Annotated in this window: 13 protein-coding genes; 10 read left to right on the top strand and 3 right to left on the bottom strand. The window is 55.3% G+C overall.

Going from position 1 to position 21,488, the window contains the following annotated elements; all coding sequences use genetic code 11:
- The first annotated feature begins 169 nt into the window (after positions 1–169).
- Entirely contained in the window at positions 170–2,851 is a 2,682-nt protein-coding gene (locus OEL83_03250; GenBank protein MDK9706047.1) for a hypothetical protein, read from the top strand.
- Complete coding sequence (locus OEL83_03245) at positions 2,848–3,972, top strand: peptidoglycan-binding protein (GenBank protein MDK9706046.1); 1,125 nt, start codon at positions 2,848–2,850, stop codon at positions 3,970–3,972. Before OEL83_03250 ends, OEL83_03245 begins: the two co-directional genes overlap by 4 nt.
- A gap of 44 nt (positions 3,973–4,016) precedes the next feature.
- Here the strand turns inward: OEL83_03245 and OEL83_03240 are convergent, their stop codons facing one another.
- Positions 4,017–4,964: a radical SAM protein gene (locus OEL83_03240; protein ID MDK9706045.1), complete on the bottom strand. Its 948-nt coding sequence runs from the start codon at positions 4,962–4,964 to the stop codon at positions 4,017–4,019.
- Between the two features lie 162 nt (positions 4,965–5,126).
- Between OEL83_03240 and OEL83_03235 the strand changes: the two genes are divergently transcribed.
- The 3 genes from OEL83_03235 to OEL83_03225 all read left to right on the top strand — a co-directional run bounded on the left by OEL83_03235 (position 5,127) and on the right by OEL83_03225 (position 9,295).
- Positions 5,127–5,921 carry an EFR1 family ferrodoxin gene (locus OEL83_03235; protein ID MDK9706044.1) on the top strand — a complete coding sequence of 265 codons (795 nt, stop codon included), beginning with the start codon at positions 5,127–5,129 and terminating at the stop codon, positions 5,919–5,921.
- 88 nt (positions 5,922–6,009) lie between these two features.
- The gene (gene aroC, locus OEL83_03230) at positions 6,010–7,101 is read left to right on the top strand and encodes a chorismate synthase (GenBank protein MDK9706043.1); all 1,092 of its coding nucleotides are present in this window, start codon (positions 6,010–6,012) and stop codon (positions 7,099–7,101) included.
- 97 nt (positions 7,102–7,198) lie between these two features.
- A complete protein-coding gene (locus tag OEL83_03225; GenBank protein MDK9706042.1) occupies positions 7,199–9,295 on the top strand; it encodes a chloride channel protein in 2,097 nt (698 codons plus the stop codon).
- A 25-nt stretch (positions 9,296–9,320) separates the two neighbouring features.
- Here the strand turns inward: OEL83_03225 and OEL83_03220 are convergent, their stop codons facing one another.
- Complete coding sequence (locus tag OEL83_03220; protein MDK9706041.1) at positions 9,321–10,589, bottom strand: MFS transporter; 1,269 nt, start codon at positions 10,587–10,589, stop codon at positions 9,321–9,323.
- A gap of 206 nt (positions 10,590–10,795) precedes the next feature.
- On the opposite strand from OEL83_03220, the gene OEL83_03215 reads away from it, so the two are divergent.
- From OEL83_03215 to OEL83_03205, 3 genes are all read left to right on the top strand, one after another.
- On the top strand, positions 10,796–13,576 hold the full coding sequence (locus OEL83_03215; protein ID MDK9706040.1) for a PAS domain S-box protein: 2,781 nt from the start codon (positions 10,796–10,798) through the stop codon (positions 13,574–13,576).
- 15 nt (positions 13,577–13,591) lie between these two features.
- Positions 13,592–16,189, top strand: a complete 2,598-nt coding sequence (locus OEL83_03210; GenBank protein MDK9706039.1) for a PocR ligand-binding domain-containing protein — start codon at positions 13,592–13,594, stop codon at positions 16,187–16,189.
- Between the two features lie 110 nt (positions 16,190–16,299).
- On the top strand, positions 16,300–17,187 hold the full coding sequence (locus OEL83_03205; GenBank protein ID MDK9706038.1) for a DMT family transporter: 888 nt from the start codon (positions 16,300–16,302) through the stop codon (positions 17,185–17,187).
- Here the strand turns inward: OEL83_03205 and OEL83_03200 are convergent.
- Entirely contained in the window at positions 17,166–17,516 is a 351-nt protein-coding gene (locus tag OEL83_03200) for a 2Fe-2S iron-sulfur cluster-binding protein (protein ID MDK9706037.1), read from the bottom strand. The genes OEL83_03205 and OEL83_03200 overlap by 22 nt on opposite strands.
- Positions 17,517–17,706: 190 nt before the next feature.
- On the opposite strand from OEL83_03200, the gene kdpA reads away from it, so the two are divergent.
- Together kdpA and kdpB are read left to right on the top strand one after the other, a co-directional pair.
- Positions 17,707–19,407 carry a potassium-transporting ATPase subunit KdpA gene (gene kdpA, locus OEL83_03195; protein ID MDK9706036.1) on the top strand — a complete coding sequence of 567 codons (1,701 nt, stop codon included), beginning with the start codon at positions 17,707–17,709 and terminating at the stop codon, positions 19,405–19,407.
- 2 nt (positions 19,408–19,409) lie between these two features.
- Entirely contained in the window at positions 19,410–21,479 is a 2,070-nt protein-coding gene (gene kdpB / locus OEL83_03190; protein MDK9706035.1) for a potassium-transporting ATPase subunit KdpB, read from the top strand.
- The last annotated feature ends 9 nt before the right edge of the window (positions 21,480–21,488 follow it).

Here is a 21,488-nt window from a genome sequence, read left to right as displayed (position 1 = left end):
AGGGCCGCTGTATCGCGCTGGTCAAGACGCCTGGCAACAAAATGATTCCAAAAACTCCTTGGGTTAGATAATTCTGGACAAATGCCTTCCAGAAAGCTGAGAATATGGCAAATGCAATTCCTCCTCATAAACAATTGCCTTTAAAACCGTCTTGGGAGAAATCATATCGATGAATAATATGCAAATGAAGGGGCTCTTTGCCTTTCCATCTTTCAAGTTATTTCCAGCAATTTTCCTCCTTCCTCTAATCCTTGTATCTGCACCCATTCTTGGACATTGCGAAGAACTTCCCGGCAATTCACAAATTTCTATAGCACCGGTGGCAATCTCGTCTCCACAATCTGTGCATCAAGCCAGCCAACAAGCTCAGCAGGAGCAGATCAACAATACTTACCAGCTAAATCGGCTAGAGTTTGAAACCCGGAAGAAGGAAATCAGCGGCGAGGTTTCAGGGGAATTAAATAAACTTCAGCAAGAAATAAGCACTTTAAACCGGGAAATCGCCGACGGCGAGCAGCAACTCAAAAGCTCCAGCCAACCATCCAACCCTGAGATACCAGCAGAACTGGCTAATACTGTTCGCAATCTCGACAGCACAATTTCCGAATACAATAGTCTGCTTGAAATGTGTAAGGCTATCAACACAGCAGGGTCCAGTATCCTGCCCATCACCGTTCTTAATGTATTTCTCTATTTGTTTTTTAGGAGAGTAACTGTTTTTGTTAGACACAAAAAGGCCCTTATCGGCATTTTAATTATTGTCTTTCTTGCAACTGCCACCTCATTATTTGCTGAGCCACTCGACAAAAGACTGGAAGTTGAATCCAAGTTGCAATATGCAGAAGAGATGTTGATGTTGACAGGCAACAAGAAAGCTATCTCCATTCTGGAAAACAAACAATCCCAACAAATTGTTCTTCCCGACGGCTTATCATCAGGCGATTCAGGTCTAATGATTTACAAAACGGTAGCCGCCAACAGTCCTGAGTATTATTGCACTCTGGCCGCTTTATACACGGCGGAGAAAAAACTCAGCAAAGCGCTAGAGGCAATTACTGCTATTGCTGAAAAGAAAGGACTTATTGGCAATCCGAATGAACAAATCATTATTGCTTCGATTCATTTCTTAATAGAAAACAACTCAGCAAGTATTGCCAGTAAAGCCGTGGCAAATCATGTTGGTGTGATCAATGATACAAAGGCATTGCTCGATTTGGCTGACTACCTCAAAGCCAAAGCCATGCAGGTTTCATCGGATTTGGTCATGGATTTCGTGCAAACTAAAACAACCAGTAGTTCAGGCCTGGTTGTTTTGGCTGATTACTCTTTCAAGACAGGAAAGACTGACAAGGCGATTGCATATTTGTCACAAGCATTGAATAACTCAAGAGACATCGCCGATATTCTTTTGGTAGCCGAAACCTCTTCAAGACTGGAAGCAGAGAGTGTGTTTTCTAAAATCCCAATTAAAGCAAAGACGCTTAAAGGTGAAGTTGAGCAGTTTATCGCCTTAGCAAAGATCTTTAATGAGCGAGGGGAAAGCATTCAAGTTGCCAATTCCCTGCAACAATCCTTGCTTGTGTTAACGAAGTTTGAAAAGCTCCATCTGGTAGTTCAAGCAATAATTGATTTCAAACAAGGGCCGGTAATGGCGAATTTAAGGGAAAGAGCTGTTCTTCTTTCATCAGATCTTCAACGAAATGCCAATGACAAATTGTTTACTCAGGCATATTCCCAGATCACCAGCTTGGTCGATTTTCTCATCACTGTAAACAGGACAGAGGATGCTATTTCACTTTTTGACGATTTGGTTAAAAAGATCAGAGAAGAAAGGAGGAAAGACCACCAATATGCTGCATTAATGCTTGATTGTACCCGCGACGCACTTCGACGGAACTTCAAAAAACAAGCCGCAGACATTGTCCTTGAATTAACGTTCACAAACCCTAGAGAAAAAGCGTATTCAACCTACATAGAACTTCACGAGGATTTTCTCAAATCTTTACAGAATGTCCCTGACAGGACTTTGATTTCACTGCCGTTATACAATGGGTTGATTAACGAAGATATCGATCGCCTCAGTGATGCCGAAAAAGTATATATGCAAGCTGTCCTTTTTTCTCTAGAATCTATAAACAACAGTTTGGGAGAATATTTACCCGATACTTTGAACCATTTTTTTCTTCTTGGAAGACTGTGGCAAAAAGAAAACCGAACCAATGGACTTACCTCCCTTGACGGGGTTTACACGCTTCTTGAAAAGAAAATGTTAAAGGATTTGAAGGAGAAAGAACGGCAAAGAATTCTCACCAAGCCAAACACTCACCTTGCCGAGTTAAAAGAAAAAAGAAGGCAGCAGCTTTCTTTGCTCGCGGAGCGCAATACCCAGCTTGAAAAGCAGAAAGCCGAACTTGCCATTAAACAACAGGAATTGATAAAAGCCACTGAAGTGACAATCGAAGAGAAAAAACAAAACCTTTCAGTGCTAAGCAGGAAAGCAATGCTCAATGCTCTGGCTTCGATAGTATTTCTCGCCACCATGCTTGGCCTTTTGGTTGGATGCTCTAGGCTGGCCTGGCAATACAGTCAACGGCTCAAAGAACATAAAACCTATGGGTTTTTTACAAAGTTTACGGAATGTATTGGTTGGTTGGGGGTATTTTCAATTGTCGGTTTGATACCAGGATTTCTGTTGATTTTCTCAAGCCAATTATCGCAGATTCTGCAAAAAATGCATGAAATTATCGCTGGGCAGGTCCCACAACTGAGTTATGCAGATCCCGATGTTTTCCCAACCGAGAAAAATCCTGAGCTACATAACAGTGACCCAATAAGAGGAGAACAGCTTTGAGACATGGGTACCTTTGTTTATCATTTATCCTGCTATTCTCGACAACTCTGCTTGGATGCAGCAGCAATATTCATCATATAGATACCAACATCTCCTGCCCAGTTGAATTTACCTTCAACGCTCCATTTGAAAAAACCTGGTTGGCATCATTAGCCGCAGTTAAATCATTTGCCACTGTCAACAATCTCAATAAAGAAGTTGGCCTGATTTCAACAAATATTGCTACCGTTGACGGCAACAATGAGCACTCCCGGCAACAATCATTTTGGGATGAAACATATACATTCAGTTTCACCATTATTATGTCTCCGGAGAATGGTGATAGCGCCACGCATGTTGAAACAAAAGTACAGCTCTATCGTCAACAGTTCGTAATGGCCTCAAGGACGGGAGCCCGCGTAGAGTCGGTAGAAAACTATCTGAGGGAAATGTTATACAAGGAAATCTGCAAGAATTTATTTCCAGATGGTAACGGACACTGTAGCTCAAGATTTAACATCCAACCGGTTGTCACCACTCCACTCAAGTCAGAATCTCCTCCACCTGAACCTCCTGCTCCGAAACCAAAGCCCAAGTTTGACGCAAAATTGCAGGCTGCTCAAAAAGCTTTAATCGAAGCGGGCTACACTCCAGGCCCAGCTGATGGTTTCATGGGGAAAAAAACAAGAGAAGCTTTGAAAACTTTCCAAGAAGACAATAACCTCACCATAAATGGAAAATTGGACAAAACAACCTATGAGTTTCTAATTAGCCAGAACACCGCAGGAACACCTCGTCTTGAACCAAAATTGACCCAAGACTTATTGCCCAAAACCCAACCGAAAGCCACAAACACAGAAGCCTCTCTCGTCATCCAGGACAGACCGCTATTAACACCTTCTCCCTCGGCAGCTCCAACAGGTTCTGTTGTAACGGCAACAGAAAAGAAACCTTCAGGAAATTTCGTAACGAAGGACATTGCTTATCTGCTTAAAAGTGCGGATGTCTATGGCTCAGAAATCATGGATTCTATTCCAGCCAAAACCGCTCTCCATGTCGTTTCCAGAAGCGGTGAATATTATCAGGTCAAATATAAAGGCAAGGAAGGATATATCTATTCTGATTCGGTCAGTGAACAATAGGCGAGACCCATTTATTTTCTTGCCAAAGGATGTCCCAATAGCACTTAAAGCGACAGCAGGCGACAAATAAGGGCTGCCGTATCACGTTGATCAAGACGGGTCAGACCAGCACTGGTCGCCGCCTGGACAGCCGCCGTGTACAACGCCGGGGTAACGATGGATCGGCTGCCGTACCGGCCCGCCAACTCGCCGCAGGGCCGGTATTGATCCATGATATTCAGATAACACTCCGGCGAAATCTCCTCAGCGAGAAACCGAAAAATCGCCTCCGCCTCGGCAAGACCATCCGGCATCAGGAGGTGGCGAACCAAGAGACCACGGTCGGCCAGGCCCTCCTTGTCGAGGTGCAAATCACCGACCTGCCGCTGCATCTCGACCAGCGCCTCGCGCATTCTTTCAGGATAGTCGGCTGCATCCGCATAGCGATGCCCTGACTGTGCTTCCCAGAATTTGGCGTCGGGCATATAGATATCGATGATGCCATCGAGCAGTCGCAAGGTTTCGACTCCTTCATAACCGCCGCAGTTGAAAACAAGGGGCAGACGAAGCCCGGCTTCGATGGCTGGGGGCAGGGCCGCCAGGATCTGCGGTACAACGTGGCTCGGCGTGACAAGGTTGATATTATGGCAGCCCATATTCTGCAGCTCGACCATGATCAGCGCCAGCTCGCGGTCGGCAACCGCCTGGCAATCCCGGTCTTGGCGGTGGCTGATTGCAAAGTTCTGGCAGAAGCTGCACAAAAGATTACAGCCACAGAAGAAGATCGTTCCGGAGCCGCCGCTACCAACGAGCACACTCTCCTCGCCAAAATGCGGCCCATAGCTCGCCACCTCGGCCAGGCGACCGGTGCGGCAATAGCCCCGCTCCCCCGCCGAACGGTTCACCCGGCACTGCCGGGGGCAGAGGCTGCAGGAAGTAAGAACCGCATGACTTTCTTGTATCCGTTTAGCCAAGAGGCCGCTGGCCATTGCATCAAGATATTTTGCCGTCATCGTCATGTACCTTGGTGAGCGCTCTTTTTTTCCATGGGAAAATAGTTATCTCTATCCTCTGCAGATCCATCCTTGTTATTGTAACAGACAACCATGGCCTGTCATACCGGCAATCCATCTTCCACCTCCAAAACCACACTGGCAACTATTAAGACATTCACAATGAAAACAGTTATCTACTACTATACAGGTACCGGCAACTCACTATGGACTTCTCGCCTCGTCGCAGAGCAACTGGGCGATACAAGGCTGTTTCCCATGGCCCTGATGAACGGGGACGCTCTGGCTGAAGCCGAGACGGTCGGTCTGGTGTTCCCGGTGCATATGTGGGGTGTTCCCGGTCTCGTTTTGAATTTCCTGGAGAAACTTCAAGCATCCCCCGATAAATACTACTTTGCCTTTGCAGTCAATGCCGGTCAGGTGTCACGCACCCTGATCCAGCTGCAAAACCATATGACTTCCCTTGGCCTGAGGCTATCCCTCGGTTTTGATATCGTCCTGCCGAGCAATTACATCCCCTGGGGTGGGCCAGGGCCTGCCGAAAAACTCACCGGACTTTACCGGGCCGCGGAAGAGAAAATCAAAAAGCTGGCCCCCCGCATCGCCCAGAAACAATCCGCTCCGGTGGAAAGAGGGCCTCTCTGGCAAAGGATCGTCTTTACCGCCATCTACAAATTGACCTTCAGGATGATCCCGAAGATGGACGGGGATTTTTGGGTGGATGAGAAATGCAACGGCTGCGCCATCTGCGCAAAAGTCTGCCCGGTTGGCAATATTGTCATGACCGGAGGAAAACCGGCATGGCTGCACCGCTGCGAACAGTGCCTGGCCTGCATTCAGTGGTGCCCGCAGGAGGCCGTTCAATACGGCAAGAAGACCCCGAAATACCCACGATATCACCACCCGGAGGTGCGTTTGCAAGACATCATCAGCAGCGCCCCAGGAAAACGCAATTGACGGAGTTTTTTGAACACTATAAGGTAGGGGCGCAACGCAGAGCTTCACACCCCTTAGCCATGACCGCACATTACAAGGAGAACACCCCATGTCCAGCAGTTTCGGTACCCTTTTTCGTGTCACCACCTTCGGCGAATCGCACTGCAAGGCGGTTGGCGTAGTCATCGACGGCTGCCCCCCGGGCCTTGCCCTGACGGAGGCCGATATCCAGGCCCAGCTTGACCGCCGCCGCCCTGGCCAAAGCGCCTTGTCCACCGACCGCCAGGAAGCGGACCAGGTGGTCATCCTCTCCGGTACCGAAAACGGCCGCACCCTCGGCACCCCCATTGCCCTGCAGGTCGCCAATAAGGACCAGCGGCCGAAAGATTACGGCAATATGCGCGATATCCCCCGGCCGTCGCACGCCGATTACACCTACCAGATGAAGTACGGCATCAGGGCCTCCTCCGGCGGCGGCCGGTCGAGCGCCAGGGAGACCATCGGCACGGTCGCCTCCGGGGCACTGGCGGCGAAGATTCTCCAGGAAAAATTCGGCATTGAGATTGTCGCCTGGGTGTCAAGCGTCGGCGATATCGACGCCGCCGCTATAGACAGCAACACGATCACCCGCCGGGAAGTCGACGCAACGCTTATCCGCTGCCCGGACCAAGAGGCAGCGGCGCGGATGGAGACCTTGGTCGCCGAGCTGAAACAACTGGGCGATTCGGTCGGCGGCACGGTGTCCTGCGTTATCCGCAATGTCCCGGTGGGCCTTGGCGAACCGACCTTTGAGAAACTGGAGGCAAAACTTGCCCAGGCGATGCTGGCCATTCCGGCGACCAAGGGCTTTGAGATCGGCTCGGGCTTTGCCGGATCGCGGATGCGCGGCTCGCAGCACAACGACCCCTTCGTCCAGAAGAACGGACGGCTCGGTACCGCCACCAACCGCTCCGGCGGCATCCAGGGCGGCATCAGCAACGGCGAGCCGATAACCCTGCGTATCGCCTTCAAGCCGCCGGCAACTATCTCCCTGCCCCAGCCGACCGTTGACTTTGCCGGGCAGGACGCCGTCCTTGAAGCGAAAGGCCGCCACGACCCCTGCGTCGTGCCGCGCGCCGTGCCCATTGTCGAGGGCATGGCCGCCCTGGTCATTGTTGATATGCTGCTGCGGCAGGAGGCGAGAAAGGCGCTGCAGTTTTAACGTCCTCGAAATTCTCATGTAACTCTGCTTCCCTGTTTGCTGTGATGAAGGCATCGCAGCAACTCAGGGCGGCGTATTTTCTTTTGTGGAACAAGCCATGACTCCAAAACAGCCGTTTCTCAGCTGGTGCCTCGACCATTTTTCTCCACCGGAAGGACTCCTTCTGCTCATCATCTCGGTGATTGTCGGTTCTATCACCGGACTGGCCTCGGTGTTCTTTGTCAAACTGATCTTCGCCATCCAGGACCTTTCTTTCGGTTCGATTTCCGAGGCATTGCCTTTTCTCGGCAAGTGGATCTATGTGCTCGTCCCGATCCTCGGCGGCCTGCTTGTCGGTCCGTTGATTCTCTTTGCCCAAGAGGCGAAGGGTCACGGTGTCCCAGAGGTCATGCAGGCCCTGATCTTGCGCGGCGGCCGCATCCGCGCTCGGGTCGCCGTCGCCAAGATAGCCGCATCCTCACTGTGCATCGGCACGGGCGGATCGGCCGGACGTGAGGGCCCAATCATCCAAATAGGCGCAGCCCTCGGCTCGACGATGGGGCAGGTGCTGCACCTCTCCGATGAGCGAATCCGCAATCTCGTCGCCTGCGGCGCGGCGGCGGGAATTGCCGCGACCTTCAACGCCCCCATTGCCGGTGTAGCCTTTGCCATCGAGGTATTGATGTGCGGCCTGCAGATGCGGGCCTTCGGCAATGTCGTCATTGCCGCTGTTGCCGCCTCTGTCGTCAGTCGCAATCTGGTCGGTTTTAAATTTGCCTTCCAGGTGCCGGCCTATAGCTTGAACAGCTCCCTGGAGATAGTCCTCTACCTCATCCTCGGACTGACCGCCGCCCTGATCGGCATCATGTTCATCCGCATGCTCAACCTCGCCGAAAATGTCTTTGACCGCTGGAAATTCCCGCAGTTGTTCAAACCAGCGGTGGGTGGCCTGCTCCTTGGTCTGGTAGGACTTGCCTATATGCATCTGCCGGGATTGACCTTCCCGGCGGGATCGGGAGCGCACAGCGGGGCGTTGGATGTCGCTATTCCCCATATGTACGGCTCCGGATTTCCCTCCATACAGGCGGCAATTCAAGGCCATACTCCCCTATGGATATTGGTCGTCCTTATTTTCCTCAAACCACTGGCCACATCCCTGACCCTCGGTTCCGGCAACTCAGGAGGCGTCTTCGCCCCGTCCCTTTTCACCGGAGCCATGCTCGGTGGGGCCATGGGCCATCTGTTCAACTGGTGGTTTCCGGCCATCGGCCTCAACACCGGAGCCTTTGCCCTGGTCGGCATGGCCGCCCTGTTTTCCGCCACCGCCCGGGCACCGCTCACCGCCATGCTCATCGTCTTCGAGATGAGCAATGACTACTTCATGATCCTGCCGTTGATGGTCGCCGGGGTCTCGGCCAGCTATTTCTCCCAGTGGCTGCATCCGGAATCGATCTACACCTTAAAACTTGCCAAACGAGGAGTGCGCTTCGTTGAAGGTCGGGACATGGACATCATGCAGGGGGTTAAGGTCAGCGAAGTCATGCGCAGCAAGCCGGTGACCATTCAAAAAGACGCCAGCTTCTCAGAACTTATGGGCCTCTTCCAGGAAACTAACCTGCTCGGTTTTCCCGTCCTAGCCGACAACCATAAACTTTGGGGAATCATTACCTTGCAGGATGTGCACCGGGCACAGTCCCGGGAAGATTTCAGCCCGAAAGGGCTTACAGTAGCCGACATCGCGGTCGGCAGGCCGATCACCGTCTTCCCCGACGAACCGATCTGGGTGGCGATACAAAGAATGTCGCCCCGTGATCTGGCAAGGTTGCCGGTGGTTTCGCGGGATGGCTCCGATACCCTGTGCGGGGTCATCAGCCGCAGTGACATCCTCCGCGCCTATGATCTGGGAATAGTCCGAAAACAACGGGGCAACATCGTCGAACAGCAAGTAGAACTGCGCAAACCAAAAGAAAATGGTTTTGTCGATATGGTCCTCGGCGAGGAAGACTCCTGCAGTTATGCCCTGATCAAAGACCTGCACCTGCCGGAAACGATCAATCTGGTATCCATCCGGCGGGGCAGCCAGATTCTCATCCCGCGGGGCAACACCCAGTTGCAGCCGGGCGATGTAATCGTCGTTTATGGCAGGCTCACCGATATGGAAGGGGTAAAAAACATCCTCAATTCCTGCCAAGTGCCAAACCGGCCACCGGCATGACAATCCTGCCAGGGACCATCCCCCTTTAGACCTCGCTCTCCTTCACCAAACCAAGAAGGAGAGCGCCAATGACAAAGAGCAGCAGAATACTCAGCACCCCCCAGCGGGTTTCGCCGGTCCACCGGCCGACCACGGCCATGAGAAAGGGACCGGTTATCGCTGCGAATTTCCCGAAGATATTATAAAAACCAAAAAATTCGGCGCTCTTTTCCGCCGGTATCAATCGACAAAAATAGCTCCTGCTCAGCGCCTGGATGCCACCCATCGACGAGGCGACCAGGATGGCGATGATCCAGAAGGCCAGGGTCTTGTAGAACATATTGTCGATGGCCGGCAAAAAGAAGGCGGCCAGGGTGGCAAGGCAGTAAATCCCGATGCCGACAAAGATCATCCGCCGGGTGGAGGTGAGCCCGGCCAGCTTGCCGAACAGCAGGGCAAAGGGGAAGGCGACGATCTGGATGACCAGTAGGACAACAATGAGCAGGGTAACGCCAAAGCCGAGATCGCGGCCATAGGCAGTCGACATCGAGATAATCGTGTCGACCCCATCGATATAGAAAAAATAGGCGGCAAGAAAGAGAAAGGCCTGTTTATACCGGCGAATATCCTGAAAGGTCCGGTACAGCTGCCGAAAACTTTGGCGCACCGGCTGGGTACCGCCGGGAAGGCAATGCACCTGCTTGAGATTCTTTATCGCCGGCAGGGAAAGAGCCAGCCACCACAGGGCGACGATGACAAAGCCCACCTTGCTAGGACCTGCCGGAAGGCCGCCGGCCATGCCGCTGCCAAGAAGGATGCCGATAATAACCAGAAAGGGAAGAACGCTGCCGATGTAGCCATAGCCATAGCCTCTGGCGGAAATGAGGTCCATCCGCTCCCGGGTGGTAACGTCCGGCAGGAAGGCGTCATAAAAAATATTTGCCCCGGCCCAACCGACCCGGGCGAGGACAAAGAGGATGAGGCAAAGAAGCCACTGGCCACGGCCGACAAACACCAGCAGCAGGGTAAAGGCTATCCCCTGAAACAGGAAAAAAAGGAAAAACCGCTTCTTCCGGCCCTGGAAGTCGGCCATCGCCCCGAGCACCGGCGCTAAAACAGCCAGGATCAGCGAGGCGGCGGAATTGGCAAAGCCCCAGTTGGCGGTCGACTCCACGCCGCTCATCGTCGCCGCCGCGAAATCCTTAAAAAAAATCGGCATGATGGCGGTAACCATCACCAGAACAAAGGCGGAGTTGCCGACGTCGTAGAGCACCCAGCTGAGTTCTTCGCGGCTCATCTTTGCTGCTTTGCCCATCCGCTTCCTCCTTTGTCCGCCTTGCGACCAAAATCCCTTCATCCACCCGCTCGTCATTGCCGTTGCTGCAATCCTCAGTGATTGTACCTGCTCCCCTGGCCCCTTGGCCAGACTTTCCTTCGTCGATTTCACTATTGCAGAAATCTATGCTATCCTTGTCGATTGGATGCGCTTTTAAAACCCTGCAACACCGAAAAGGAAGACCCATGGGCATTTCGCCTGACAATAATTCCTCTCAGAACAATCCTCCGGAAAGCACTCTGCCCCCGGCCAGGGCCGGTCGATGGGACCGGCTGGCTCTTCTGCCCGTACCGGTCCTGCTGCTGCTGATTGCCACCCTGTGGCTGCTCGACCTGCGGACCTCCTTCGAGCAACCCCTCCTCCTGATGGTTCTCAATATGACCTTTTCGACGGTTATATCTCTTGCCATCGCCTACCTCGTGGGACGTAGCTTTCTGCAGTGGCACAACCCGGGACTCCTCCTTTTGGGCTGTGGTGTCCTGGCCTGGGGTGCCGCGGGGGCCACCGGCGCCCTTGCCGGCTTGATAAAGCCAGGCGATGGAACCTTCGATGCCAATACCCTGGTGACTGTCCACAATATCTGCATCTGGTTGTCGGCATTCTGCCACCTTAGCGGCGCCGCCATGGCGCTGCGCTGGAATGACTCTCTCCAGGCACCTCGCCTCTGGCTGGGACTTGCCTATCTGGGGATATTGATCGTTGCCGCCTTGATTGTCCAGGCAGCCCTTTCCGACTACTTTCCAGAGTTTTTCGTACCCGGTCATGGCGGGACATTGCTGCGCCAATTTGTCCTCGGCTCGGCGGTTGCCATGTTCGTTCTCACCGCAATACTCCTGCATCTGATTAACCACCTGAGCGGATTGGCCTTTGTTCGCTGGTACAGCCTGGCAGTTCTCCTTTTGGCCATCGGCTTGATCGGCGTATGGAGCCAAAAGGTCAATGGCAGTCCGGTGGGTTGGGCTGGACGCCTGACCCAATACCTCGGCAGCATCTACATGCTGATGGTCGCCGTTAGATCGGCGAGAGAACCCTACCGAAAAGTCATCTCGGAAGAAAAACTCTTCGCCGCCACACAGCAGTTCCGTCCCTCCATGGCTATAGCCATCACAATTGCCGTGGCCAGCACCTTTTCCGCCGGGGCCTTCCGTCTGCTCTTCCTGCAAAATCTCGGACAAACCATCCCCTATGTGACGTTCTTTCCGGCGGTCATCCTGGCAGCGGTGTTTGGCGGTTTGTGGTCGGGGATTGCCGCCTCCATCCTCTCAACCCTCCTGGTCATACTCTTCTGGACCGATCAAATCGGCCATGCCACCATCCATCCTGAAGCAATTACCGGCATGGTCATCTTCTTCGGCAATGGTATTATCATCTCCTTGATTGCCAGTGCCATGCGCCATTCGCAACAACGGGTTATCCGTGCAGAAAGCGAGGCCAGGTATGCCGCCGAACGGGAACAGGCCTCGAAAATGCTCCTGGCCAGCGAGGCCCGCTACAAAACCCTGGTACTCACCGCGCCCGTCGTCATAGCCGAAATCGACGACCGGGGTCTCATTCAATTTCAGAACCGGAGCCTGGTGGGAACTGCCCCGTCCGCCCTTATCGGCACCAGCAAATACGAGTACATCATGGAGGAAGACCGGCAGATCTTCCGAGAAGCCCTGGCGCGAGTGTTCGAGTCCAGGCAGCGACAACACCTCGTGGTACGCATGCTGCGGGAAAACCGGAAAATGGGCTGGTGGGTAATCGTCCTCGGCCCGGTAGTCGTAGCCGATACGGTGAAATCGGTGGTCCTGATTGCCAACGATATCACCGAGCAAAAAGAGATGGAAGAGCAGGTGAACCGGCTTATGCGCGAGCAAAACCTCATCCTCCAGACAGTCCCGGTCGGCATCATCAAGACCGTTGACCGGCGGCTGGCATGGGTGAACCGGAAGATCGAGGAGATGTTCGAATACCCAAAAGAAGAATTGATCTCCGGGACTACCCAGAACCTCTTTCACTCGCCGGAGGCCTATAAACAGTTCATAAGAGATGCCTATCGCCTCCTTGCCGAAGGAGAGGTTTTTGCTGCCGAACAATGGATGTTCCGCAAAAACGGCACGCCGATACTGGTCAAATGCGTCGGTGAAGCGATTGATTTCGCCGATATAACCAAGGGCATCATCTGGACCATTGAGGATATCACCCAGCGCAAACAGGCAGAGGCGGAACAAGCCAAATTTGCCACCCAGTACCAGCAACTGCAAAAATCGGAAAGCCTGCGTCGCATGGCCGGGGCCATTGCCCACCATTACAACAACCTTCTCGGTGCAGTAATTGGCAACCTGGAGATGGCGATTGACGATACCGCCGGGTCCCCGGGTGTCAGCGAAATCCTGGCCCACGCCATGAAGGCCACCAAACGCGCCGCCGAATTGAGTCATCAGATGCTGGTCTATCTCGGGCAAAGCAACAGCCAACCCGGGCCTCTCGACCTGGCCGAGATCTGCCGCACCAGCGTTGCCGAGATCACCGCGGCTCTACCAGGGCAAACAAGCCTTCATACCGTCCTGCCTCATCCCGGCCCAACCGTCACCGCCAACGCCAGTCAACTGGAACAAGTCGTGAAAAACCTGGTGACCAACGCCAGTGAGGCCATCGGCAACAAAGCCGGCAGCATTCACCTGACCGTCACAACGATCCCTGCCGGTAAAATCCCGGCAAGTTGCCGTTTCCCGGCGGACTGGCAGCCCCGGGATTCTCTTTATGGCGAACTGCAGGTGCGGGATACCGGCTGCGGCATCGCCAAAGAGTCCCTGGAGAAACTGTTCGATCCTTTTTTCACCACCAAATTCACCGGTCGTGGCCTTGGCCTCCCCGTGGTACTGGGGATTGTCCAGTCACAGGGCGGAGCAATTGCCGTTGCCAGTGAAACCGGGCAGGGAAGCACCTTTCGGGTCTTTCTGCCAATAACAACCTCCCAATAAACCTCGACAATCATCATGGCCGGTTCAATACCCTTCTCTTTTCTCGACATTCCTATGGCAGACCTTAAGGCCGGTGGCTATTCCGCGGCGAGCAGCATGGCTGGACTTCATTCTCCCGGCCTTGCAGCACCAGTTGACCTGGACCTCGTGACTATCGACTCGATGTTCAGCCTCGAAGAATTGCAGCGCCTGCAGGACGACTTTTCCAAGGCAACCGGTGTGGCCTCAATCATTGCCCACCCGGATGGCCGACCGATCACCCTGCCCAGTAATTACTCCCAGTTATGCGGCGAAATTATCGGCAAGACAGAAATGGGATATGTCGAGTGCTGCACTGCCTATGGATCGTTCACCCCACCCAAATCCGACAGTCCGACAATCAGGCAATGCCGCAACGGTTTGTGGTGTGCCGCGGCGGGCATCACCTTTGCCGGGAAGCATCTGGCAAACTGGATCATTGGCCAGGTGCGAGAGGATAACCAGGACGAAGGTAAGATACTGGCTTATGCCGAAAGGATCGGGATCGATCGAACCGATGCATTGGAGGCCTTCCGCAAGGTTCCCATCATGCCACGCGGGCAATTCGCGATGGTGGCCCAGCTGCTCTCTACCTTTACCAGACAGCTTTCCACCAGCGCCTGCCGGAACATGCACCAGTCCCGAATCATCTCAAGCCTCAAACAGGATGAGGAAAACCGCGAACGCTTCCGCCGCATATCATCTGTATCCTCTGATATTTCCTACTCCTGCCTTGAAGATGGAGATGGAGTTTTTCACATCGATTGGATGATGGGCGCCACCGAAAAGATCTGCGGCTATTCGGTGGACGAGATACTTGCCGAAAAATGCTGGCGTTTCCTCGTTGTTGAAGAGGATCTCCCGGTCTTTGCCGACCATGTCACCGGCCTTCCACCAGGCAGCCACAGCTCGTGCAATCTACGTATTCGCCATAAAAACGGCAAGATAATCCATATCAGCTGTCGTACCGAGTGCGCGGGCGGAGGTGCTGGCGGCGGCAAGATTCTCTACGGCGGCATCGTTGACGTCAGCGAACGCAAGCGAGTGGAAGAGGCCTTGCGGACAAGCGAGGAGCAATACCGGTTGATCGTCAACACCGCCCGGGAAGGTATCTGGGGCAAGGACAGTTCGTGGCGGACCAACTTCGTCAATCCGCAGATGGCGGCAATGCTCGGATATACCCCGGAAGAGATGCTCGGCCGGCCGGTTGCTGATTTTGTCGTCCCAGAGGAAATGGAGGACCATTACCAGCGGATACAAAAACGCATGGGCGGTGGCGGCGAAAGCTATGAACGGACCTTTCGCCATAAGGACGGCCGCAGCGTGTTGACCCATGTCTCAGCCATTCCAATCCTCGACGAACAGGACCGGTTCACCGGTTCCTTTGGCATGTTCACCGATATAACTGAGTCCAGACGGGCCGAAGAGGAAAAACATGCCTTGATTGGCCAGCTGCAGCAAGCCCGGAAGATGGAGGCCATCGGCACCCTGGCCGGCGGAATCGCCCATGACTTCAATAATATCCTCTCAGCCGTTATCGGCTATTCGGAGATGATCCGCGATGACTGCCCCGAGGGTTCAACCATGGCCCACGATATCGCCCAGGTCCTGAATGCCGGCAACCGCGCCAAGGAACTTGTCAAACAGATCCTTGCCTTCAGCCGCCAGGCAAAAACCGACAAGATCCCCCTGCAACCCTGCATGATTATAAACGAAGCCGTTAAATTGCTGCGCGCCTCATTGCCGGCAACCATCAATATAATCCAGGATATCGAGGCGGATGCCGGGACAATTCTCGCCGACCCCACACAGATCCATCAAGTGATCATGAACCTCTGCACCAATGCCTTTCATGCCATGGAGGTGAAGGGTGGCACCCTCACCATTGCCCTGCGGCAGAAGGTGCTGAATGAGGAAGGTCTCAACGGTGAGTCGCCGGTCCAGCCGGGCGGCTATGTACACTTGTCGATCCGCGATACCGGATCGGGTATCCCCGCCCACATCAAGGAGAAGATATTCGAACCGTTTTTTACCACGAAAGAGGTCGGCAAGGGTACCGGAATGGGCCTTGCCACGGTGTATGGTATCATCCAGAGCTACGGCGGGGCCATTACCTGCAACAGTTCGCCAAGAGAAGGCACCGTCTTTGATATCCTCCTGCCGATTATCGCCACTACTCCCGCACAAGAGAATAAACCGAAGGATTCTGCACCGGTAGGCAAGGAACATATCCTCTTTGTCGACGACGAGGGAATTCTTGCCGAGATGGGCAAGCTGATCCTGGAGCGACTCGGCTACCGGGTGACCGCCAGATCAAACAGTATCGAGGCCCTCACCACCTTCCAGAATGAACCGGAGGCATTCGATCTGGTTATTACCGACCAGACCATGCCGGGGATGACCGGAGTCGATCTTTCCCGGCGTATTCTCCAGATCCGTCCGGAAACACCGATTATTCTCTGCACCGGCTACAGCACCCTCATCTCCGAAGAACAGGCAAAGGCAATAGGCATCAAGGGTTTTGCCATGAAGCCCATGGCCAGAAAGGACATTGCGGTCATTATCAGGAGGGTGATGGACCAGGGGCAGCCCTGAGACCGGCTAAGAAAAGAACTTGACCTTTTGCTGCCGATCCCGTTAATCCTCATCTCCGACTTTTATCGTCCGCAGATGTTTTGTTGCGCTTATTCAAAGGAAGGCCGTTCATGCCTGTTGTCACCTATCTTTCGCTGGTTTTTACCATGTTTTTGTGGGGCGGCACCTTCATTGCCGGACGCCTGCTGGCAGGAGCGGTTGAACCGGCCAGCGCCGCCTTTCTCCGTTTTTTTATCGCCTCGGTGGCCATGCTGGTATTGACCAAGGCAATCGAGGGCAAGTTTGCCATGCCCTCGCCACGACTCTGGCTGTCCCTTCTCCTTCTCGGACTGACCGGGGTCTTTGCCTACAATGTCTTTTTCTTTTCCGGCCTGCAGTATATCAATGCCGGCCGGGCCTCGCTCATTGTTGCCGGGACGCCCTTGGTCATCACCATCTTTGCCGCCCTCTTCCTGAAGGAACGCCTCTCCCTGCTGAAGGGCTGCGGGGTTCTGGTGTCGCTTACCGGGGCTATTTTGGTCATCAGCAACGGCCACCCCGGATCGCTCTTTACCGGCGGCTTCGGCCGTGGCGAGCAGGCCCTGCTCGGCTGCGTCGCCAGCTGGTCGGCCTATTCGCTGATCGGCCGGTCGGTACTCCGCTCCCTGCCGCCGCTGACCGCCGTCTGCTATTCATCGATCATCGGCACTGTCTTCCTTGCCTTCCCGGCCGTGGGAGAAGGTCTCATCGGCAAGCTCGCCACGATCACCACCCTGTCCTGGATAAGCCTTGCCTACCTCGGTATCGGCGGCACCGCCCTCGGCTTTTCCCTGTACTATATCGGCATCAAGAAGATCGGCGCCAGCCGGGCCGGAATCTTTATCAACCTCGTCCCGGTATTCTCCCTCATTCTGTCCTGGCTGATCCTCGGCGAGTCGGTGCGAATGGCCGTTTTGGCCGGCGGATTGCTCGTCCTCTGCGGCGTCACCCTGGCCAATTACCGCAAAGCCGGGTCCTGAACCACCCTCTCCTTCTTTTTCCTGCAGGCCGGATCAAGTTCCTCAGCTGTCGGCAGGTGAATGGTGATATCCCGAAGGGTGTGGGTTTGACAGGCTAGACGCCAACCGGCCGCCAGCTCTTCGGCGGTCAGCCGGACTTTCTCCCACTCGTTTACCGGCGAGATTCCTTTCTTGCCTTCGACAATCCGGATTCGACAGCAGCCACATCTGGCCCGGCCACCGCATACGGTATGGATCGGCTGATCTTCAAGGACCAAGGTGTTCAAAAGACTCCGACCGGGTTGTGCGGCAATGGTTACCTGAAGATTCTCTATGTTTATCTGTGCCACGGAAGCACCTCCTCTATACGGTTTTGCCTGCAATACGCCAGGTCTTTTATTGACACATTCTTGACACATTTGCCGGAAGATTTGATCTCCTCTTTATATAAAAATCGTTACAGTTACTGTCAGAAGAAACAAATGCAACGAGGTCACTCTGAAGTGTAGCTTTATAATAAACGTGATCGGGAGAACAGCAATGAACACCCATGAATGGCTGGCAACTTTCCTCTTTTTTGCCGTACTTTTGGCGCTGGTCAAGCCCCTCGGTGGTTTTATGGCCAGGGTCTACCAGGGACAGCGGACATTTCTCTCGCCGCTTTTCGCCCCTTGCGAGAAATTCATCTACCGAATCTGCGGGGTACAGGCGGAGGAGGAGATGGATTGGCGACAGTACGCCGGGGCCGTGCTGCTCTCTAATCTGGTGCTTTTCCTTATGCTCTTTGCCATGCTGATGCTGCAGCAGCTGCTGCCGATGAACCCCAAGCAACTGCCGTCCTTCACCTGGCAGTTGGCGCTGAACACGGCGGTCAGCTTCGTCACCAACACCAACTGGCAGAACTACGCCGGTGAACAGACCGCAAGCTATGTCACCCAGATGCTGGGGTTTACGGTGCACAACTTCGTTTCCTCGGCCACCGGCATGGCCGTGGCCATTGCCCTTATCCGTGGTTTTGTGCGGCGCAAGACCCCAACGCTCGGCAACTTCTGGCTTGATATGACCAGGAGCATTCTCTATATCCTCCTGCCGCTGTCCCTCGCTGCCGCACTCATCCTTGTTTCCCAGGGCGTCATCCAAAACTTTAGTCCCTACAGGACGGTGACCTTGGTCGAGACGACCAAGGAGGTCGTTCTCCCCATGGGGCCAGTGGCATCCCAGGAAGCGATCAAGGAACTGGGCACCAACGGCGGCGGCTTTTTCAACGCCAATTCCGCCCACCCCTTCGAGAACCCGACGCCGCTTTCCCACTACCTGGAAATTCTTTTAATCCTCCTCATCCCCGGCGCTCTCACCGCCACCTTCGGCAGCATGGTCGGCAATCCGCGGCAGGGATGGGCCCTTTTCGGGGTGATGCTGTATCTCCTCATCGTAGCCTTTACCCTTATGCACAGCCTTGAGGCAGGCGGCAACCCACTCTTGACCGGCCTTGGCGTCGAGGGCGGCAATATGGAGGGCAAGGAGCTGCGCTTCGGCACCGCCGGGTCCAGCCTCTTTGAGGTTGCCACCACCGCCACCTCCTGTGGGGCGGTGGCGGCCATGCACGACTCGCTGACACCGCTCGGCGGCATGATTCCCCTGGTTTTGATGCTTCTTGGCGAGGTGGTCTTCGGCGGCGTCGGCTCCGGTCTCTACACCATGCTGGCCTTTGCCATCATCGCCGTCTTCGTCTCCGGCCTGATGATCGGCCGGACTCCGGAATATCTTGGGAAAAAGATCGAGGCACGGGAGATGTGGCTGTCGGTGGTGACCATACTCACCGCCGGCATCATCGTCCTCATCCTTTCCGGGGTGGCCGTCCTCGTCCCTGCCGCCGTGGCATCCATCGCCAACCCCGGCGCCCATGGCCTGACTGAAATCCTTTACGCCTTCGCCTCCATGGCCAACAACAACGGCAGCGCCTTCGCCGGCTTAAGCGGCAACACCAACTTCTACAATCTCCTTGGCGCCCTGGCCATGCTCCTTGGCCGCTACCTGCCCATCGTGGCGATACTGGCCATGGCCGGGTCGCTGGCGGCCAAGCGGTTCGTCCCGCCAAGCATCGGCACACTGCCCACCGACAAACTGCCCTTTGCCCTGTGGTTGACCCTGGTTATCCTCATCGTCGGTGTTTTAACCTTTTTCCCTGCGCTGTCGCTCGGCCCGATAGTCGAGCACTTGACCATCTGGGGAGGGAAATAACCATGGCCAGACGAACCCCTGCAAGGGTCTCCATCTTCGAGAGGCGGATTCTCCTCACGGCCCTCGCCGACGCCTTGAAAAAGCTCAATCCCCGCGCTCTATGGCGCAATCCGGTGATGCTCGCCGTGGAAGCTGCCAGTACCATCACCCTGGTGGCGTTTATCCTGTCGCTCTTCGGTGTCAATGAAGAACCGGCCTGGTTCTCCGGGCTGGTGTCGCTGTGGCTGTGGTTGACGGTGATCTTCGCCACCTTTGCCGAGAGTCTTGCCGAGGGGCGCGGCAAGGCCCGTGCCGCCAGCCTGCGCAAGGCCCGCGTCGATGTCCAGGCAAAACTCCTCAAGAGGCCGGAGTTCGACAGCCCCTATGAGATCGTGGCCGCCGCACAGCTGCGCAAGGACCACCACATCCTGGTTGAGGCCCATGATATCATCGCCGGCGATGGCGAGATCATCACCGGCGCCGCCCTGGTCAACGAGGCGGCGGTAACCGGCGAATCGGCGCCGGTGGTGCGGGAAGCGGGTGGCGACCGCAGCGCCGTCACCGGCGGCACGACGGTACTTGCCAATGCGATCATCGTCAGGATCACCGCCAATCCCGGCGAGACCTTCCTCGACAGGATGATCTCGCTCATCGAAGGCGCCAAGCGGCGCAAGACCCCCAATGAGGTTGCCCTCGACGTGCTGCTGATCTCCCTGACCGCGGTCTTTCTCCTGGTCTGCGCCAACATCAGCCCGCTGTCGCTGTACAGCGTACGGGTGACGGGACAAGGCGAGCCGGTGTCGCTGACCGTCCTCGTCGCCCTCTTCGTCTGCCTGGCGCCAACCACCATCGCCGCCCTCCTCCCGGCCATCGGCATCGCCGGCATGGATCGGCTTTTCCAGAAGAATGTCATCGCCCTGTCGGGACACGCCATAGAGGCGGCGGGCGACGTCAACGTCCTGCTCCTCGACAAGACCGGCACCATCACCCTCGGTAACCGCGAGGCGGTGGAGTTTATCCCGGTGGGCGGCTACCGCGAACGGGACCTGGCCGAGGCGGCGCTCCTTGCCTCGCTTGCCGATGAGACACCCGAGGGCAGGAGCATCGTCACCCTCGCCCGGAAAAAATACGGGCTGCATGAACTCGTCCTCCCGGCCGATGGCAAGGGCATTGCCTTCAACGCCGACACCCGCCTGTCCGGCGTCGATATTCACGGACGGCAGTACCGCAAGGGTGCCGTCGACTCGGCGATATCCTTTGTCAAGGGCCTTGGCGCAAAGACAATTCCGAGCGGCCTAGCGGACATCACCGACCGGGTGGCCCGGGCCGGCTCGACCCCCCTGGTGGTCACTTGCGACAAGGAGATTTTCGGGGTCGTCAACCTGAAAGACATCATCAAGGGTGGCATAAAGGAGCGGTTCCAGCAGCTGCGCAACATGGGCATCAAGACGGTGATGATCACCGGCGACAACCCGCTGACCGCCGCGGCCATCGCCGCCGAGGCCCAGGTCGATGACTTCCTCGCCCAGGCAAGACCGGAGGATAAGCTGCGCCTCATCCGCCAGTATCAGGAGGCGGGCCAGATGGTGGCCATGACCGGCGACGGTACCAACGACGCCCCGGCCCTTGCCCAGGCGGACGTGGCGGTGGCGATGAACACCGGCACCCAGGCGGCAAAGGAGGCGGCCAATATCATCGACCTCGACAGCAATCCGACCAAGCTCCTCGACATCGTCCTCGTCGGCAAGCAGATCCTCATGACCCGCGGCAATCTCACCACCTTCAGCATCGCCAACGATATCGCCAAGTACTTTGCCATCGTCCCGGCCATGCTGCTTGCCACCTATCCGCAGCTGAGCGCCCTGAACGTTATGGGGCTTGCCAGTCCGATGAGCGCCATTTTGTCGGCAGTCATTTTCAACGCCCTCATCATCCCCCTGCTGGTGCCGCTGGCGCTCTACGGCAGCACCGTCCGGCCGATGTCGGCCGAGAGAATACTCATCTATAATCTGTTGTTGTACGGGCTTGGCGGCATGATTGTGCCGTTTATCGGCATCAAGGCCATCGATTTAATCCTGGCAATGGTGCTATAATGACAAGCC

The sequence above is a fragment of the Desulforhopalus sp. genome (genome assembly GCA_030247675.1).
Lineage (GTDB): Bacteria > Desulfobacterota > Desulfobulbia > Desulfobulbales > Desulfocapsaceae > Desulforhopalus_A.
The sequence above is the reverse complement of the archived record's forward strand: the minus strand, read 5'-3'. Positions and strand labels throughout refer to the sequence as shown.

Excerpts from the sequence above, each read along its gene's own strand:
- OEL83_03250 (MDK9706047.1), top strand. The coding sequence starts at position 170 with ATGAATAATATGCAAATGAAGGGGCTCTTTGCCTTTCCATCTTTCAAG.
- OEL83_03240 (MDK9706045.1), bottom strand. The coding sequence starts at position 4,964 with ATGACGGCAAAATATCTTGATGCAATGGCCAGCGGCCTCTTGGCTAAA.
- OEL83_03235 (MDK9706044.1), top strand. The coding sequence starts at position 5,127 with ATGAAAACAGTTATCTACTACTATACAGGTACCGGCAACTCACTATGG.
- aroC (MDK9706043.1), top strand. The coding sequence starts at position 6,010 with ATGTCCAGCAGTTTCGGTACCCTTTTTCGTGTCACCACCTTCGGCGAA.
- OEL83_03225 (MDK9706042.1), top strand. The coding sequence starts at position 7,199 with ATGACTCCAAAACAGCCGTTTCTCAGCTGGTGCCTCGACCATTTTTCT.
- OEL83_03220 (MDK9706041.1), bottom strand. The coding sequence starts at position 10,589 with ATGGGCAAAGCAGCAAAGATGAGCCGCGAAGAACTCAGCTGGGTGCTC.
- OEL83_03215 (MDK9706040.1), top strand. The coding sequence starts at position 10,796 with ATGGGCATTTCGCCTGACAATAATTCCTCTCAGAACAATCCTCCGGAA.
- OEL83_03210 (MDK9706039.1), top strand. The coding sequence starts at position 13,592 with ATGGCCGGTTCAATACCCTTCTCTTTTCTCGACATTCCTATGGCAGAC.
- OEL83_03205 (MDK9706038.1), top strand. The coding sequence starts at position 16,300 with ATGCCTGTTGTCACCTATCTTTCGCTGGTTTTTACCATGTTTTTGTGG.
- kdpA (MDK9706036.1), top strand. The coding sequence starts at position 17,707 with ATGAACACCCATGAATGGCTGGCAACTTTCCTCTTTTTTGCCGTACTT.
- kdpB (MDK9706035.1), top strand. The coding sequence starts at position 19,410 with ATGGCCAGACGAACCCCTGCAAGGGTCTCCATCTTCGAGAGGCGGATT.